Genomic DNA, 15,199 nt, shown 5'->3' on the forward strand with positions numbered 1-15,199 from the left:
GCCGCGGAGCAGGCCGACCGCACCATTCCGGGATGACACCGTGGCGGCGTGGCCCCGGAGCTGAACCGGGTGACCTCTTCCTCGACCCGTCCCTGCCCGACCCCGAGCGGGTGGCCGTCTCGTGCGGCTCCTGGGCGGCGGAGGCGACGCACGTCTGGACCGGCTGCGGCTGGGCCAGGCTCCTCACCAGCCCCGTGAGGCTGGTGCCGGGCGCGGTCGCGCCCGACCTCGCCAGCACGCACCACCCGGACAGCGCGGTGGTGGTGGAGCTGGGGCGGCTCGCCTCCTGAGGCGGGCCCGGTGGGGCTGCGGCGCGTCAGCTGACGCGCCGCAGCCTCGCCGACAGGCGGGGGTGCAGCTGCTCGGTGGAGCTGGCGACGTCGAGCACCCACAGCAGGTCTCCCTCGACCTGGCCGAAGGTGCGCTTGCCGGCGGTGTAGTCGCTCGCGCCGGAGGTGCGGACCACCGCGTCGGTGACCATCTCGACGCGCGTCCCGAGCATGCGGCCGACGAGCACCTCGACCACGCCGGTGGGGTGGGCGAGCAGCATCTCGACGTCGACGCCCGGCTTGCCCGGCGAGGACTGCTCCGCCGACGTGCGCCAGTAGCCGGTCTCGGTGTCCAGGGGGTCGGTGCGTCGGCCCTCCGCGTCCAGGCGCCACACGCGCGAGGTCCAGGTGAGGAACCCGCGCGGGTCGGCCACGACGTCGACCTCCTGGCCGACCTGGGCCTCGCCGGTCTCCGGGGTGGCGATGACCCCGGCGCCCGCCCAGTGGCCGACCAGCCACTGCAGGGGGACCAGGGACGCCGGCAGCGAGCCGTCGATCTCGAGGGGCATCGGCGCGGCCCCGCTCAGCGCTGGCCCTTGAAGAGGCGGAAGACCACGTAGAAGGAGAACCAGATGATCACGACGCTGCTCAGCACGAGCAGGCAGAGGTAGAAGATCTCCAGGGCCTCGGTGCTCACCCGCCGAGACTACCGGCGCGGTCGCGACGCGCAGGCCGCAGGCCGGTGCGCGACGCTCCCCTCCGGTGCGATCTGCGACACGTCGTGCGACACGACCGAGGACCGACCACCACCTCCCGCACTCAGAGTCATCTCTTGCTTACTCTCGGCAAGGAGTCAGGGGTGACCTGGAGGAGCGGGGGGTGACGGGCGTGGACGTCCTGGTGGTGGCAGGCGCCTGGGCGCTGGGGTCGGTGGCCGTGAGCCTGGTGGTGGGCGCGGTCGTGTCCCGCGCCGAGCGCCCGGCGGAGCCCGGTCGGCGCGACGCGCACGCGGTCCCGGCCGCCGGCGAGGGCGCCCGGCTCGCCGTCCTCCCGCTGGCCCTCCCGGCCCCGCGGACCTCGACCGAGCAGGTCCCGGCCCGCGCCTCCTAGCCCCTCACGGCGCGGGGCGGCGGGGCGCCGCCAGCTGCGGGCGGGCGTGCGCCGGCGCGGCGTCGGGGTCGACGACGACCTCCTGCGCCGCCGCCACGCCGTCCACGGACAGGCGGGCGTCGACGGGGGTGCTGCGCTTCACCAGGGCCAGGGCCACCGGTCCCAGCTCGTGGTGGCGGACGGCGCTCGTGAGGCGTCCCACGGCGCGGCCGCGGTCGACGTCGACCACCTCCGAGCCCGGGGCCGGCAGCGCCGCGCCCGACCCGTCGAGGTGGAGCACCACCAAGCGCCGCGGCGGCCGGCCCAGGTTGTGGACCTTGGCCACCGTCTCCTGGCCGCGGTAGCAGCCCTTGGAGAGGTGGACGCCCGTGCGCAGCCAGTCCACCTCGTGCGGGATGGTGCGCTCGTCGGTCTCCGCGCCCAGGCGCGGCCGCCACGCGGCCACGCGCAGAGCCTCGGAGGCCCAGGTGCCGGCCAGCGGCCGGTCGCCGACGGCGGCCACGAGCTCGGCGCGGGGCACCAGCACCTCGCGCCAGGGCCGCTCGGCGCCGGGGTGCTCGTCGTCCGCGGGTCCGTAGCGGGTGGACGACGGCGACGTGCGCGGCCACGGGTCCACCCACGCCAGGGGCTCGCCGGGCAGCGACTCGCGGCCCACCGGCTCCCCGAGCACGGCCCAGTCGTCCGTGACGTCGGCGACCTCCACGCGCAGCATGAAGCGCATCGAGTCGAGCCACGCCGCGGCGGGCGCGCCCTCGCCCGGCTCGAGCACCAGCCAGGTGGCCTCGCCGTCGTCGACGACGTGCAGGGCGTGCTCCACCCGCCCCTCGGGGCTGAGCAGCAGCGACTCCACCGACGTCCGCGGCGGCAGGTCCAGGAGGCGCTGGGAGGTGAGGGAGTCGAGCCAGCGGAGGCGGTCCGGTCCCGCGACGCGCACCACGCTGCGGTGGGACAGGTCGACGACGGCGAGGCCCTGCTCCAGGAGGCGCTGCTCGCGCACCGGGTCCCCGTAGTGCCAGGCGACGCCCGCGTCGGCGGCCCCTCCGTCGGCTCCGCCCTCGACGGCTCCGGGCCGGTCCAGCAGGGGGCTGCGTCGGGTGCTCACGCCACGTGCAGCGCTGCGCGCGGCCCGCTGCTTCCCGCGCCCGTCGTCGTCCTCACGGGCCGACGTCCGCGACGGTGGTGAGGAAGGGGGGGAAGTCGTCGGCGAGGGCCACCCGCTCGAACAGCTCCGCCGCCTCCCGGGAGCGCGCCGCCGCGGCCCGGTCGTCCCCGGTGGCCCGCAGCAGGCCGTCCAGCACGTCGGCGAGCACGGCGCGGACGCGGTCGGCGGTGACGGGCGCGCCGTCCTCGGTGACGACCCCGGCGCGCACCCACTGCCACACCTGCGACCGGCTGATCTCCGCCGTCGCGGCGTCCTCCATGAGGCCGTCGATGGCCACGGCGCCGCGCCCGTCCAGCCATGCGGCGAGGTAGCGCACGCCCACCGACACGTTGGTGGCCAGCCCCGCCGAGGTCACCCGGCCCGTCGCGTCCGGCAGGTCGAGGAGCAGCTCGGCGCTGACCTGCGGGACCTCGTCCGCGTGCGCGGCCAGCTGGTTCGGCGCCTCGCCCAGCACCGCGTCGAAGGCCGCGCGGCCGGTGGCCACGAGGTCGGGGTGGGCCACCCACGAGCCGTCGAAGCCGTCCCCGGCCTCGCGCTCCTTGTCCGCGGCGACGGCGGCCAGGGCGCGGGCGGCGGCCTCGGCGTCCTTGCGGCTCGGCACGGCGGCCGCCATGCCGCCGATGGCGTGCGCCCCGCGGCGGTGGCAGGTGCGCACCAGCGCGCGGGCGTAGGCGCGCATGAACGGGGTGGTCATGGTGAGCGCCGACCTGTCGGGCAGCACGAAGCCCTCCCCCGCGTCGCGGAAGGTCTTGATGGTGCTGAACAGGTAGTCCCACCGACCCGCGTTGAGGCCGGTGGCGTGCGGCGCGAGCGCGTGGAGGACCTCCTCCATCTCGAACGCGGCCGTGATGGTCTCGATGAGCACCGTCACCCGCACCGCGCCCTCGGGCAGGCCCAGGTGCGCCTCGGCGTCGGCGAGGACGTCGTGCCACAGCGCCGCCTCGGTGGCGTGCTCCAGCTTGGGCAGGTACAGGTACGGCCCCGAGCCGCGGGCCAGCAGCTCGGCGGCGTTGCCGTCCAGGAACAGGGCCGCGTCGAGCAGGCCCCCGGAGACCGGCTCGCCGTCCACGAGCACGTGCGCCTCGTCCATGTGCCAGCCGCGGGGACGCACGACCAGCGTCGCGAGGCGCCCCTCCTCCGGCAGGGACCAGGCGGAACCGTCCTTGGCGGTGCCGGCGAGGCTGCGGCGCACCACGTCGCGCAGCACCACCTGGGAGCCGACCACGTTGCTCCAGTGGGGGGTGGAGGAGTCCTCCAGGTCGGCCATCCACACGCGGGCCCCGGAGGTGAGCGCGTTGAACGCCATGCGCGGCTCGGCGGGCCCGGTGATCTCCACGCGCCGGTCGGCGAGGTCGGCGGGGGCGGGCGGCAGCCGCCACTCCCCCGCGCGCACCGGCGCGGTGCCGGGGTCGGGGGAGAGGGTGCCGGCCTCGGACGCCGCGCGGCGCAGCCGCTCGCGGTCGGCGAGCAGCGCGCGCCGCCGCTCCCCGTGGCGGCGGTGCAGCGAGGCGACGAGGGCGAGCGCGGACGGCGTCAGCACCTCGCTGGCGCGGGGGTGCGGCGGTCCGCCGTGCTCGACGACGACGCCCGCGGGCGCACCGGCCGGAGCGCCCGGGAGCGGGCCTGAGGGGTCGCTGGCTGCACTGGGGGCCACCCGCGGACGCTACCGCCCGGTGCTCCTGCGCGGGGCTGCCGCGGCTGAGCGCGCGGGCGCCGCGTTCTGGCGGGCGGAGGGGTCGAAGGCCATCTGCACGAGCCGGACGACGATGAAGGCCGCCAGCACCAGCAGGAGGAGGGGCAGGACGTCCACCCCCCGACGCTCGCAGACGCGGCCCCCCTCGGCCCGGCGACACGCCGGTGCGGGCACCACCGGCACCGGGCGCGCCGCCACCTCGCACCCGAGCACCAGCGGCTGGTGGGCGCACCGCCAGGTGGCCGTCACCCGGGCGTCACCCGGAGGCCCCGGAGGGCCGGCGCACGGCTCAGCCGAGCAGGACGCGTCCGAGCAGTCCCGCGACCGCACCGGCCGCGGCGACGGGCGCAGCAGCGCGCCCGAGCGAGGGCAGGGCGCGCGAGGCCGGTGCGAGCGGCGCGAGGACCAGGGCCACCAGCACCACCACCGCACCCGCCGCCGCGCCGAGCTCCGCGCCGGCCACCGCCGCGGCGCCCGCCAGGAGCGCGCCGCCCGCGCCGGCCGCGGCCCCTCCCACCACGGCGGCGAGAGCGCCCGCGGGCCGCGGCACGGGGAGGGCGACGGCCAGCGCGGCCACGGCCACGGCCGCCGCCGCGGCGCTGGTGGAGGCCCCCGCTGACGCGTCGGACGCCGCGGCCACCCAGCCGCTCGCCATCCCCGCCACGAGCAGACCGGTGACCGCTCCGCTGAGGCCGTCGACCACCCGGGGGCGCAGGTCGCGCCGCAGCATCTGGTGGGTGAACGCGCCCAGCACGGCGAGGGCGAGCACGGCGGGCAGCGGACGCAGGGGTGCGTGGCCGCCGTCGAGGAGGGCGGTGGCGGTGGTGGCGAGCACCGCGAGGACCCCGGCGCCCCCGACCACCGCGGCGCTGCCCCGGGGGCTGGGGAGGAGCAGCAGCCCGGGCCACCCCAGGGCGAGGGCCGCGACCACGACCACCGCCGCCGCCGCGGAGGGCGCGGTGCCCGCCAGCCCGGCAAGCGCCAGCAGCCCGGCCAGGCCCGCGGCGACGAGCGCCGAGCGGGCGGACGGGGTGGCTCGGCGCGCGGGTGTCACCACCGGATGGTCTCGCACGGGGGGTGGTGCGCCACCCCCCGGCACCGCGGCGCCGCAGCCCCGGGTGGTCCCGCCGGGCACGAGGTGAGCCGGACCGTGGCGCAGGAGGTCGCTCGTCACCTATCGTTCACCTCGTCGTAGCGACGTCGCACCGGCGCGGCGGTGGGTCGCGGTGGTGGGACCCGCCCCGGACCCGGAGGACGCCGTGGCCCAGCTCCTGCTGCTGACGAACGCTCTCGCCCCTTCCGCCGAGGTGCTGCCCGCCCTCGGCCTGCTCACCCACTCGGTGAGGGTGCTGCCCGCCGAGCCCGCTGCCCTCGTGGACGCTCCCCCGGCGGACGCCGTGCTGGTGGACGCCCGGCGCGAGCTGGTGGCGGCGCGGTCGCTGGCGCGGCTGCTGCGCACGACGGGGGTCAGCTGCCCGCTGTTCCTGGTGCTCACCGAGGGCGGCCTGGCCGCGGTCGCCGCCGACTGGGGCGCTGACGACGTGCTGCTCGACACCGCCGGCCCCGCGGAGGTCGAGGCGCGCCTGCGCCTGGCGGTGGGCCGCGCGGCCCTCGCCGAGGCGGGGGACGACTCCCCGGAGGAGATCCGCGCGGGCGACGTGGTGATCGACGAGTCGACCTACACGGCGAAGGTGCGCGGGCGCACCCTCGACCTCACCTACAAGGAGTTCGAGCTCCTCAAGTACCTCGCCCAGCACCCCGGTCGCGTGTTCAGCCGGGCGCAGCTGCTCCAGGAGGTCTGGGGCTACGACTACTTCGGCGGCACCCGCACCGTGGACGTCCACGTCCGGCGGCTGCGGGCCAAGCTGGGCCCGGAGCACGAGCAGCTCATCGGCACGGTGCGCAACGTCGGCTACCGCTTCGTCCCCGCGAGCCGGGAGCGGCGCGAGCTGGACCTGCGCGCCGACGCCGCGGTCACCGACGACGAGGCCGTCGCCGACCGCTGACGCGACCGCCGCAGCCCGCCGGGCCGCGGCGGCACGGGGCGCCTAGCCTGCGGGGGTGCCCGACGCCGTCCGCGCCGCCGGGGTCCTGCCCCCGCGTGTGCTCACCGCCCTGTCCGCCGCCGAGGTCGGCGCCGTCGAGGCCCTCGTGGCCCGCGCCGCCGAGGCCGACGGCGGCCACCCGCTCTCGGAGGCGTCGCTGCTGGCGCTGCGCGACCCCTCCGCGGGGGCGCACCACGTGCTGGTCGGGGCAGCCACGGACGACGGCGCGGACCACGGCGCGGACGGGCCCCACGTCGTCGTCGGCTACGCCCAGCTCCCGAGCACCGGCGGAGCCGAGCTGCTCGTGGACCCCCGGGCCCGGCGCGCCGGTCTGGGCGGGCTGCTGGCCGCGCAGCTGGAGGAGCTCGCCGGGTCGCGGGAGCTGGAGGTGTGGGCCCACGGGGGCTCGGCGGGGGCCGCGGCCCTGGCCCGCCGCCGGGGCTACGCGCCGGTCCGGGAGCTGCAGCACCGCCGCAGGGACCTCGGCCCGGCAGCCCCCCTGCCGCCGCTGGAGATCCCCGACGACGTCGCCCTGCGCGCCTTCGAGGTGGGGCGCGACGAGCAGGCCTGGCTGGACCTCAACGCGCGCGCCTTCGCCTCCCACCCCGAGCAGGGCCGCTGGACCGCGGACGACCTGGCCGCGCGCACGGCCGAGCCGTGGTTCGACCCGGCGGGGCTGCTCCTCGCCGTCGACGCCCAGCGGGGGCGGCTGCTGGCCTCGCACTGGACCAAGGCGGAGGGTCCCGAGACGGACCGCGCGGGGGAGGTCTACGTGGTGGCGGTGGACCCCGCCGCGCAGGGCAGGGGGCTCGGCCGGGCGGTGGTGCTGGCGGGGCTGCACCACCTCGACACCGCTGGCTGCCGCTCGGTGGAGCTCTACGTCGAGGCCGACAACGCCGCGGCGGTGCGTCTGTACGAGCGGCTCGGCTTCGGCCTGGACGCCTCCGACGTGCTCTACCGGCGTGGCGCGTCGGAGCCGGTGGCGGACTGACAGGATGGTGCGATGGCGAGCACGACGGACGACCAGGCCGTGAGCGGGCTCGCGCCCTCACCCGCAGCGGCGGCGGTGAGCGACGGCGCGGAGCCCGCCCCGGCGGCCGGAGCGGCCGCCGACCTCGAGGCGGCGCTCAGCGAGCACCTCGCCGCCGAGGACGACGAGACCGAGGAGCGCACCGGCGCCGTCGAGGAGGTCGTGGAGTCCGAGGAGCCGGCGCCCCTGCCCGAGGACCGCTTCGGGGACCGTGAGCTCAGCTGGCTGGCGTTCAACGAGCGGGTGCTCGAGCTGGCGGAGGACCCCGCCGTCCCGCTGCTGGAGCGGACCCGGTTCCTGGCCATCTTCGCCAGCAACCTCGACGAGTTCTTCATGGTGCGCGTGGCCGGCCTCAAGCGCCGGATCGCCACCGGCCTGGCGGTGACCGCGGCCAGCGGGCTGGAGCCGCGCGAGGTGCTGGCCGCGGTGAGCGAGCGCGCCCACGAGCTGGTGGAGCGCCACGCCCGGGTGTTCACCGAGCAGGTGCAGCCGGCGCTGGCCGCCGAGGGCATCCGGATCGCCGCCTGGGACGAGCTGGAGCCGTCCGAGCAGGACCGCCTCCACGAGTTCTTCCGCGACTCCGTGTTCCCGGTGCTCACGCCGCTGGCCGTGGACCCCGCGCACCCGTTCCCGTACATCTCCGGGCTGTCGCTCAACCTCGCCGTCGTGGTGCGCAACCCCACCACGGAGAAGGAGCACTTCGCCCGCGTCAAGGTGCCGCCGCTGCTGCCGCGCCTGGTGCGCGTCGAGCAGGGCAAGGCGCTGTCGGCCGGGCGGACGGCGCGGTTCGTGCCGCTCGAGGTGGTCATCTCCCAGCACCTGGACCAGCTCTTCCCGGGCATGGACGTGGTGGCCCACCACACGTTCCGGGTCACCCGCAACGAGGACCTGGAGGTGGAGGAGGACGACGCCGAGAACCTCCTGCAGGCCCTGGAGAAGGAGCTGCTCCGGCGCCGCTTCGGCCCGCCGGTGCGCCTGGAGCTCACCGAGCAGACCGACGACCACGTGCGCGAGCTGCTGGTGCGCGAGCTGGGCGTGGAGGAGGCGGAGACCTACGTCCTGCCCGGCCCGCTCGACCTGCGCGGGCTCAACGCGGTGGCGGACCTGGAGCGGCACGAGCTGAGCTACCCGACCTTCGTGCCCAAGACCCACCGGCACCTCACCGACGGGCGCGAGTCGAGCCAGCAGCGGAGCATCTTCGCGGCCGTCAGGTCCCGCGACGTGCTGCTGCACCACCCGTACGACTCGTTCTCGACGTCGGTGCAGGCCTTCCTGGAGCAGGCCGCCGCCGACCCGAAGGTCCTGGCGATCAAGCAGACGCTCTACCGCACCTCGGGCGACTCCCCCATCGTCGACGCCCTCATCGACGCCGCCGACGCCGGCAAGCAGGTGCTGGCCCTGGTGGAGATCAAGGCCCGCTTCGACGAGCAGAACAACATCACGTGGGCGCGCAAGCTCGAGCAGGCCGGCGTGCACGTCGTGTACGGCATCGTCGGCCTCAAGACCCACTCCAAGCTGTGCCTGGTGGTGCGCCAGGAGGGTGACCGGCTGCGCCGCTACTGCCACGTCGGCACCGGCAACTACAACCCCAAGACCGCGCGCCTCTACGAAGACCTCGGCCTGCTGACCTGCGACGACGAGGTGGGCGAGGACCTCACCAAGCTCTTCAACCAGCTGTCGGGGTTCGCGCCGCGCACCCGCTACTCGCGCCTGCTCGTGGCGCCGCGCTCGCTGCGGCGCGGCCTGGTGCAGCGCATCGAGCGCGAGGCCGAGCACCACCGGGCGGGACGGCCGGCCCACATCCGCATCAAGGTCAACTCCATGGTCGACGAGGCGGTCATCGACGCGCTGTACCGGGCGTCGCAGGCCGGGGTGCCGGTGGACGTCGTCGTGCGCGGGATCTGCGCGCTGCGCCCGGGGGTGCCGGGGCTGTCCGAGACCATCCGCGTGCGGTCGGTGCTCGGGCGCTTCCTCGAGCACAGCCGGATCTTCGCCTTCGAGGCCGGCGGCGACGCCGAGGTGTACATCGGCAGCGCCGACATGATGCACCGCAACCTCGACCGCCGGGTGGAGGCGCTGGTGCGCATCCGCGACGTGGAGCACCAGCGCGCCCTGGTCGACCTGGTCGACCTCGCCGCCGACGCCGGGACCGCCAGCTGGCACCTCGGACCCGACGGCAGCTGGGCCCGCGCGGCGGTGGACGACGCCGGTGAGCCCCTGCTCGACCTGCAGGAGTTCCTCATCGCCGCGCGCTCCAACCGCCGCGCCCGCCGGCGCTGAGGGGGCCGCCGTGGCCCCCCACGCCGCCGCGGCTGCCGAACCCGAGCAGCCCGAGCAGCCCGACCGACGCGAGAGCACCCCGTCAGCGGTCCCGTCCGCCGCCCTGCACTCCCGCCCACCGGCCCGGTCCGCGCCGGCGCACCCGCCGGAGCACCGGGACGGCCAGGAGCCGGCGGGGCAGCCCCTGCCGCTCGTCAGGGCGGCCGGGGCGCTGTGCTGGCACCGGGCCCCCGACGGCGGGCTGCGCCTGCTCGTCGTGCACCGGCCGCGCTACCGCGACTGGTCCTGGCCGAAGGGCAAGCTGGAGGGCGCGGAGCCGCCCCCCGCCGCCGCGGTCCGCGAGGTGGCCGAGGAGACCGGGCTGGACGTGCGGCTCGGCCGAGCGCTGCCCAGCGCGCGCTACGCCCTGGGCGCGGACGCCACCAAGGAGGTCTCCTACTGGGCCGCCCACGTGGACGGCGCCCGCCACCCCCTGCCTCCGCGCCCCGCGGAGGTCGACCGCACCGAGTGGGTCACCCCGGAGGAGGCCGACGCCCGGCTGACCCGCCGCGGCGACCGCGTGCAGCTGCGCGCGCTGCTCGCCGCCGACCGCGCCGGCTCGCTCGACACCTGGCCGCTGGTGGTGGTGCGGCACGGCCACGCCCACCCCAAGACCGCGTGGGGCCGCAGCGACGACGAGCGCCCCCTGGCGGCGCCGGGCCGCCGCCAGGCCGAGCGCCTGCCGGAGCTGCTCACCGCCTGGCAGCCGCGGCGCGTGGTGACCAGCCCGTGGCGGCGCTGCACGGACACGGTGGAGCCCTACCTGCACGCCAGCGGCGCGAAGGTCAAGACCCGCGGCCGCCTCACGGAGGACGCCCACCGGCGGGACCCGGCGCGCACCGCCAAGCTGGTGCGCAAGCTGCTGGGCAAGCAGCGCCCCGTGCTGCTGTGCACGCACCGACCGGTGCTGTCGACGGTGTTCGGCGAGCTGGCCGAGCACGCCGCTGACGACATCGCGGCGCTGGTCCCCCAGCACGACCCGTACCTCGGCCCCGGTGAGGTGCTCGTCGCGCACGTGGCGCGCAGCACTGGGCTCGTGGTCGCGGTGGAGCGCCACGCCGTCCCGGCGGGCTGAGGATGGGCCGGCGGTGGGCCCGGACGCAGTCGCCGGGCCGCCGTCGACCGGGGACGGACGACGGCGTCTCGACCTGGGACGTACTGCCGGCAGGTGATCTTCCTTCACGTCGCCACAGGCCCACCTGGCCGGCGCATCATGATCAAGATGCGCTTCCGTACTGTCGATCTTGCCGTGGTGACTGACATCGCCCAGGAGAGCGGGCACACCGGGCTGTTCTGCCGGGCCTGCGACGGCACCAGGACCGCTGCCATCCGCGTCGACGGCGGCGGTGCCACGGCCGAGCAGCGCACGACCCTGGCGAACCTGCGGCTGTTCTACTCCCGCCGCGGCACACCACACCCCCTGCTGGGACCTGCCAGCCCTGCGGACCTGGAGCGCCTGCACCTCGATGACGCGAGCAGCGGCACGGGCACGCCTGCCGTCGGCCCGGCGAGCTGGCACCAGCTCCAGGTGAGCTGCCTCGGCTGGTCCCGTCGCCCAGAGCCTCCACCACCGAGCCGCTGACGACCTGGTGAGCAGGCGATGAGCTGAGCGCCGAGGCGCACCCCGGTGCGCCGCGACGGGCTCAGCTCAGCCGATCGGCTGCTTCAGGGGCAGCTGGGCGATGCTCAGGCGCGGGTAGTTCTGGTTGGTGGTGCTCAGGGTCGAGGAGGTGTTGTTGTAGAACCTCATCCGCACGTAGTCGCCCTGGTACAGCCACACCGTCTGGGAGACGCTCAGGGTGGTGTTGTAGCTGGCCTGGGCGGTGGTGTTGGACTGCTCGGCGACCTGCTGGTCGCTCAGGCCGTGACCGGTGACGGTCAGGGCCAGGTAGCGCTCCCCGGCGGCGGAGGAGTTGGTCTGGTCCAGCCGGATGGCGCCGCTGACCTGGTAGAAGCCGTCGGCGGGGGCAGTGACGGTGTCGAAGGTGCCACCGGAGCCGCCGGAGTAGTTCGCCGGCACCTGGACGGTGGCTCCGGATGTGTGGGAGGCGGGGCTGGCGAAGCTGACCAGGGCGTAGGTGTTGGCGGCGAAGCTCTGCACCGCGGTGGCCTGGAAGGTGGCCAGGGACAGCGCCGAGGTGGTCACCGGCGTGGTCCAGGTGGTGTTGTAGTCGGTGCCGTTGACCTTGGAGAGCACCTGGCCGGTGGTGCCGCCGGCGGCCACGCCCGGCCCGGTCGCGCCGGGAGCTCCGCTGGTGCCGTTGGCACCGACGGGCCCCGCAGCACCAGTGGCTCCAGCGGGTCCGGCGGGGGTGGGCAGCGACGCCGCCAGGCCCGCCAGCAGCACCGCGGTCTCCTGGCGGTTCGCACCGCCGTACCGGCTGACCGCGTACGCGCCAGCCAGGCTCGTCTTCACCGCCTCGCTGATGACGGCGGTGCCTCCGACAAGCGCGACGGCGGTGGGCTTGTACGAGCTGAGGTAGTCCGCGGTGGCCTGGGGGACTGCGGTGGGGTCGGTGTACAGCAGCGGGGCGGAGGCCTTCGCGGCGACCGGACCGGCGGTCATCGCGTCTGCTCCGGCGCCGGAGGCGACGAGGAACACCGGGCGGGCTCCCAGGTCGACGGTGCTGTTGGCAGCCGAGGCGGTGCCGACGGCGCCGGCCAGCAGCGCCAGGGCCCCAGCGGTCGCCAGGACCGTTCGCGGTGCTCGCATCGCTGCCACAGGTCTCCTCCAGGTGCGGCCGCTGACTCACCAGCTCCCCTGCGCACCGGATGCGTACGCGCGCCCACCATCGTGATCAACCGCGGTGATCTCGGGCGCCGCGACACGCCGTCGGTGCCATGCCATCTGCGCCTGATCCGCGCCGGACGCAGCGATGGCCTCCCACCCCGGGTGGGGTGGGAGGCCATCGGCTGGGGCGCGCCGTCGGCGGGGGAAGTCGCCGACGGTGCTGCAGCGGCCGGTCAGGCCGCTGCTGGGCTCAGCTGTCGTCAGCTGTTCAGGAGCGCTCCGGCGCGGTCGTAGGCCGCTGCTGGGATGGCGGAGGTGCCACCGAAGGCGAGCACCCGCTGAGCTCTCAGCGCGCTGAGCGCGGTCGCGGTGGAAGGGGGCACGCTGTCGCTGCCGGTGGGGGTCAGCAGCAGCGGCCCCCCGAGCGCGGCCATCGCCGCCGAGCCTGACAGGGCGTCGGACCAGGACGCCCCACCGGCCAGCCCGACCGAGGCCACCACCGAGGAGGTCGAGCTCGAGGACGACGACGAGGCGCTGGCCTTCATCGCCGCAGCGAGCTTGGCGGAGGTCTCGTACCGGTCCGCCCCGACGACGGCGCGGCTGGCCGCACCGTCCAGCCCGGCGGTGGTGGCGGCGGTCTTGGCCGGGCCGCCGATGGCGACGGCGCGGGTGCCGGTGGGGTCGTGGTCCTTCAGGTACGCCGCCGTCGCCGCCGGCATCTTCTCGCCGTCGGTGAGCAGCACCACACCACCGGTGGACTGGGCGTAGGCGCCCACGGAGACCCCGTCGGCGAAGTCCTTGCCGGTCACCAGGTAGATCGGGCCGACGTCACCGGCCTTCTTCACCGTGGCATCAGCGATGGCCGCAGCGGTCTCGAAGCGGGTGTCCCCACCCACGCGGACCACGGTGTCACCGCTGACCAGGTCACCGGTGGCCTTCTCCACCGCGTCGGACAGGGCCTTGTCCCCGCCGAGGAGGTACACCGTGCCCCCAGCGGCCACCAGGCGCTTGACCTGAGCGGCTGCCTCCTCAGAGAGCTGGTTGCCGTTGGTCAGCAGCAGGGGTCCTCCGACCTGGCCTGCCAGGCGGGACCCGGCCAGGGCGTCGGCGTAGGACCCGGCGGTGGCGATGACCACGTCACGGCTGGTGCCGGCCGCGGGGGTGGGGAAGACCTTGGCGGCGATGTCCGCCGACGTCGCGACCCGCTCGGAGCCGGCGAAGCGCTGCGGCCCGGTCGGCAGCGCCGCCACGGAGGCCTCCGGGGCGGTGATGGTGATGTCGAGGTTCTTGGCGGTCAAGCCGTTGGTGGTGGTGGCTGCGGCGGTCACCGTGACCGTGCAGGTGCCGGCCTTCAGGGCGGTGACGATGCCGCTGCTGTCGACGGTGCAGATCTGCGGGGTGGCCGCGGTGTAGTTCAGCTTCCCGCCCGCCGTGCTCGAGCCGGTGGAGCTCGGCGTCGACCCGGTGGCGGTGGCGTTCAGCGCGAAGGTCCGCGCGCCCAGGCTCAGGGACTTCGGGGCGGAGCTGGTCAGCTGCTGCTGCGGCAGGGACGCCACCACCGCGGGGGCCGGGTTCACCGTCAGCGTCGCCGGGAGGGTGTCGTACCCCGCGGTGGTGGTCGCCATCAACGTGAACGTCGACGTGCCCGCCGTGGTCGGCGTTCCCGTGATCGCGCCAGTGGCCGTGTTCAGCGCCAGACCCGCCGGCAGAGACCCGGCGGAGATGCTCCAGGTGATCGTCGAGCCTCCCGCGGACCCGGTGGCACCGAAGGTGTACGCGGTGCCCACCACCGGCGCCTGCGACATCGTCGGGGTGGAGATCGTCGGCAGCATCCCAACGGGGAACGTCACCTTCTCGATGCGGTTGTTCCCGGTGTCGGCGATGTAGACGTTGCCGGCGCCATCCACGGCCACACCCTGCGGGTAGCTCAGCGCTGACGAGGTCGCCGCTCCAGCCGTGGCGGCCCCCGTGGTGCCGGCGCCAGCGATGACGCTGAGCTGACCGGAGGTGTCGACCTTCTCGATGCGGTGGTTGAACGTGTCGGCGATGTAGACGTTGCCGGCGCCATCCACGCCCACCCCGTACGGCTGGTTCAGCGTCGAGGAGGTCGCCGCTCCAGCGGTGGGAGCACCCTGCCTGCCGGTGCCGGCGATGATGCTGAGCTGACCGGAGGGGTTGACCTTCTCGATGCGGTAGCTGTTGGTGTCGGCGATGTAGACGTTGCCGGCGCCATCCACGGCCACGCCCGCCGGGTAGCTCAGTGTTGAGGAGGTCGCCGCTCCAGCGGTGGGAGCACCGGCGGTGCCGGTGCCGGCGATGATGCTGAGCTGACCGGAGGTGTTGACCTTCTCGATGCGGTGGTTGCTGGTGTCGGCGATGTAGACGTTGCCAGCGCTGTCCACGGCCACCCCGGACGGGGTGTACAGCGCTGAGGAGGTCGCCGGCCCGGCGGTGGGAGCACCGGCGGTGCCAGTACCGGCGATGATGCTGAGCTGACCGAAGGTGTCGACCTTCTCGATGCGGTGGTTGCTGGTGTCGGCGATGTAGACGTTGCCGGCGCCATCCACGGCCACACCCTGCGGGTAGCTCAGCGCTGAGGAGGTCGCTGGTCCAGCGCTGGGAGCAACGGCACTGCCGGTGCCGGCGACGAAGCTCAAGGTGGGCGGTGCAGCCACCGGGGTCGCCTGCGCCGGAGCCGCACACGTCAGGATCCCCGCGGTGGCAGCCAGGGCCAGCGTCGCCGCCAGAGCACCCCGCCGACGTGGATCTCTCATGGTGTGGGGGGTGGAGCTGAGCGGACGCGCACCCGGGGCTGGTGGATAGCGATCATGCATTCCACC

The 15,199-nt window shown here is 75.5% G+C and carries 14 protein-coding genes; 7 read left to right on the forward strand and 7 right to left on the reverse strand.

Annotated features, from left to right (window positions below; all coding sequences use genetic code 11):
* The first annotated feature begins 32 nt into the window (after positions 1–32).
* Positions 33–290, forward strand: a complete 258-nt coding sequence (locus H7K62_RS02400; RefSeq protein WP_186715928.1) for a hypothetical protein — start codon at positions 33–35, stop codon at positions 288–290.
* Positions 291–316: 26 nt separating this feature from the next.
* Here the strand turns inward: H7K62_RS02400 and H7K62_RS02405 are convergent, their stop codons facing one another.
* On the reverse strand, positions 317–838 hold the full coding sequence (locus H7K62_RS02405; protein WP_186715930.1) for a heme-binding beta-barrel domain-containing protein: 522 nt from the start codon (positions 836–838) through the stop codon (positions 317–319).
* Between the two features lie 310 nt (positions 839–1,148).
* Between H7K62_RS02405 and H7K62_RS02410 the strand changes: the two genes are divergently transcribed.
* Positions 1,149–1,379 carry a hypothetical protein gene (locus H7K62_RS02410; protein WP_186715931.1) on the forward strand — a complete coding sequence of 77 codons (231 nt, stop codon included), beginning with the start codon at positions 1,149–1,151 and terminating at the stop codon, positions 1,377–1,379.
* A gap of 4 nt (positions 1,380–1,383) precedes the next feature.
* Here the strand turns inward: H7K62_RS02410 and ygfZ are convergent, their stop codons facing one another.
* The 4 genes from ygfZ to H7K62_RS02430 form a co-directional block, all read right to left on the reverse strand.
* A complete protein-coding gene (gene ygfZ, locus H7K62_RS02415; protein ID WP_186715932.1) occupies positions 1,384–2,481 on the reverse strand; it encodes a CAF17-like 4Fe-4S cluster assembly/insertion protein YgfZ in 1,098 nt (365 codons plus the stop codon).
* 52 nt (positions 2,482–2,533) lie between these two features.
* On the reverse strand, positions 2,534–4,195 hold the full coding sequence (gene aceB / locus H7K62_RS02420; RefSeq protein WP_186715933.1) for a malate synthase A: 1,662 nt from the start codon (positions 4,193–4,195) through the stop codon (positions 2,534–2,536).
* A 9-nt stretch (positions 4,196–4,204) separates the two neighbouring features.
* The gene (locus H7K62_RS02425) at positions 4,205–4,351 is read right to left on the reverse strand and encodes a hypothetical protein (protein ID WP_186715934.1); all 147 of its coding nucleotides are present in this window, start codon (positions 4,349–4,351) and stop codon (positions 4,205–4,207) included.
* Positions 4,352–4,523: 172 nt separating this feature from the next.
* Positions 4,524–5,288, reverse strand: coding sequence for a hypothetical protein (locus H7K62_RS02430; RefSeq protein WP_186715935.1), 765 nt, complete (start codon positions 5,286–5,288; stop codon positions 4,524–4,526).
* 205 nt (positions 5,289–5,493) lie between these two features.
* Between H7K62_RS02430 and H7K62_RS02435 the strand changes: the two genes are divergently transcribed.
* The 5 genes from H7K62_RS02435 (at position 5,494) to H7K62_RS02455 (ending at position 11,210) form a co-directional block, all read left to right on the forward strand.
* A complete protein-coding gene (locus H7K62_RS02435) occupies positions 5,494–6,240 on the forward strand; it encodes a winged helix-turn-helix transcriptional regulator (protein WP_186716539.1) in 747 nt (248 codons plus the stop codon).
* A 55-nt stretch (positions 6,241–6,295) separates the two neighbouring features.
* A complete protein-coding gene (gene mshD / locus H7K62_RS02440; RefSeq protein ID WP_222436900.1) occupies positions 6,296–7,270 on the forward strand; it encodes a mycothiol synthase in 975 nt (324 codons plus the stop codon).
* A gap of 12 nt (positions 7,271–7,282) precedes the next feature.
* On the forward strand, positions 7,283–9,589 hold the full coding sequence (locus H7K62_RS02445) for an RNA degradosome polyphosphate kinase (RefSeq protein ID WP_186715936.1): 2,307 nt from the start codon (positions 7,283–7,285) through the stop codon (positions 9,587–9,589).
* Between the two features lie 10 nt (positions 9,590–9,599).
* Positions 9,600–10,703, forward strand: a complete 1,104-nt coding sequence (locus tag H7K62_RS02450; protein WP_222436901.1) for an NUDIX hydrolase — start codon at positions 9,600–9,602, stop codon at positions 10,701–10,703.
* A gap of 177 nt (positions 10,704–10,880) precedes the next feature.
* Positions 10,881–11,210 carry a hypothetical protein gene (locus H7K62_RS02455; protein ID WP_186715937.1) on the forward strand — a complete coding sequence of 110 codons (330 nt, stop codon included), beginning with the start codon at positions 10,881–10,883 and terminating at the stop codon, positions 11,208–11,210.
* 66 nt (positions 11,211–11,276) lie between these two features.
* Here H7K62_RS02455 and H7K62_RS02460 read toward each other — a convergent pair whose 3' ends face one another.
* Positions 11,277–12,341 carry a cell wall-binding repeat-containing protein gene (locus H7K62_RS02460; protein ID WP_186715939.1) on the reverse strand — a complete coding sequence of 355 codons (1,065 nt, stop codon included), beginning with the start codon at positions 12,339–12,341 and terminating at the stop codon, positions 11,277–11,279.
* A 278-nt stretch (positions 12,342–12,619) separates the two neighbouring features.
* Positions 12,620–15,193: a cell wall-binding repeat-containing protein gene (locus H7K62_RS02465; protein ID WP_370591574.1), complete on the reverse strand. Its 2,574-nt coding sequence runs from the start codon at positions 15,191–15,193 to the stop codon at positions 12,620–12,622.
* Positions 15,194–15,199 lie beyond the last annotated feature (6 nt).

This window comes from Quadrisphaera sp. RL12-1S (genome assembly GCF_014270065.1).
In the GTDB taxonomy this organism is placed as follows: Bacteria; Actinomycetota; Actinomycetes; order Actinomycetales; family Quadrisphaeraceae; genus Quadrisphaera.

Coding starts and splice junctions, on each gene's coding strand:
- H7K62_RS02400 (WP_186715928.1), top strand. CDS start 33: ATGACACCGTGGCGGCGTGGCCCCGGAGCTGAACCGGGTGACCTCTTC.
- H7K62_RS02405 (WP_186715930.1), bottom strand. CDS start 838: ATGCCCCTCGAGATCGACGGCTCGCTGCCGGCGTCCCTGGTCCCCCTG.
- H7K62_RS02445 (WP_186715936.1), top strand. CDS start 7,283: ATGGCGAGCACGACGGACGACCAGGCCGTGAGCGGGCTCGCGCCCTCA.
- H7K62_RS02460 (WP_186715939.1), bottom strand. CDS start 12,341: ATGCGAGCACCGCGAACGGTCCTGGCGACCGCTGGGGCCCTGGCGCTG.
- H7K62_RS02465 (WP_370591574.1), bottom strand. CDS start 15,193: ATGCATGATCGCTATCCACCAGCCCCGGGTGCGCGTCCGCTCAGCTCC.